Consider the following 1,283-nt stretch of genomic DNA (forward strand, 5'->3'; position numbering starts at 1 on the left):
GCACCAGCGCGCTCGCCATGAATTACTGGCCAACCTTGAAGGCGTATGCACCTTCGCTTTTGTGGGTGTCGACCGACACGGCGTGCCATTCGACTTTGTAGGCCCCGGCGGCCAACGGCGCGGCGGGGGTGACAATCAGGGTCTTCTTGTCGCTGCCTTCGGTGGTCAGCGCTTTGATCGCTACCGGTGCGCCATCCCGGGTCAGCGTGACTTTGGTGAAACTGGCCTCGATACCCTCGGAGAACTCCAGGCGCAATTGCGCTGGTGCGGTCACGGTGCTGTCGGCGGCCGGAGTCTGGCTTTTCAGGTGGGCGTGGGCCAACACCGAAGAAGCGGCGAGCAGCGAGCCGAGCAGGGCAGCGACAGTCAGGGTTTTCTTGAGCAGCATCGTGGGTACCTCAGGCAGTTTCCAAGTGCGCAGAGTTTAGCGTTACGACAGCGGCTGTACGAAGTTTCGTTTTCCCTTGTCGCCGCGCTCCAGAGCGGATGCTAGTCTTGCTCAACGTTGTTGTCGGGGATCCGCATGGGCAATCACAAGATCGAGATTCGTCGCAGTAACGTCGAAAAAATCCTGCTGGGGGCGGAAAAGGTCTTCGCTGAAAAGGGCTTCGGCAGCACCGCCATGGCTGACATCGCCGCCGAAGTGCAACTGCCGCGTTCCAATCTGCACTATTACTTCAGCACCAAGACCGAGTTGTACAGCGCCGTGCTGTTCGACTTGCTGGAAGTCTGGAAGCAGGACGCCCTGTGCTTCGAGATGTTCGATGACCCGCGCGTGGTGCTCAGCAGCTACATTCGCGCCAAGATGAACCATTCCCGCAGCCGGCCGTATGGCTCGAAAGTCTGGGCCAACGAAATCATCCATGGCGCGCCGACCCTCGGCGCAGCGCTGGACGCGAGCCTGTATGACTGGGCCAAGATGAAGGAAGCGAAAATCCGCCAGTGGGTGGACGACAAACGCATCCTGCCGGTGGAGCCCTCGAGCCTGCTATACATGATCTGGGCCTCGACCCAGCACTATGCCGACTTCGATCACCAGGTGAATATCCTCAATGATCACCAGCCGCTGTCGGACATGCAGTTCGAAAAGGCGGTGCAGACGGTGACCAGTGTGATTTTGCGGGGGATCGGGTTGGAGCCCTGAGATTTGTGTTGTTGCGGCGGGCCTCATCGTCGGAACGCCGCCCGGAGCAAGCTCGCTCCCACAGTGTTTTATGTCGTACACAAATGCTGTGTACACCAGAGATACCTGTGGGAGCGAGCTTGCTCGCGATGGCGTCATC

The 1,283-nt window shown here is 59.5% G+C and carries 2 protein-coding genes; one reads left to right on the plus strand and one right to left on the minus strand.

Annotation, left to right across the window (positions count from 1 at the left end; all coding sequences use genetic code 11):
* Window positions 1-22: 22 nt before the first annotated feature.
* Window positions 23-388, minus strand: coding sequence for a copper homeostasis periplasmic binding protein CopC (gene copC, locus ACXRVY_RS29720; protein ID WP_223461896.1), 366 nt, complete (start codon window positions 386-388; stop codon window positions 23-25).
* A gap of 135 nt (window positions 389-523) precedes the next feature.
* Between copC and ACXRVY_RS29725 the strand changes: the two genes are divergently transcribed.
* Window positions 524-1,144 (plus strand): TetR/AcrR family transcriptional regulator, encoded by a 621-nt coding sequence (locus tag ACXRVY_RS29725; protein ID WP_008017494.1) that lies wholly within the window; start codon window positions 524-526, stop codon window positions 1,142-1,144.
* Window positions 1,145-1,283: the final 139 nt, after the last annotated feature.

Source organism: Pseudomonas sp. P5_A2_2 (assembly GCF_054177685.1).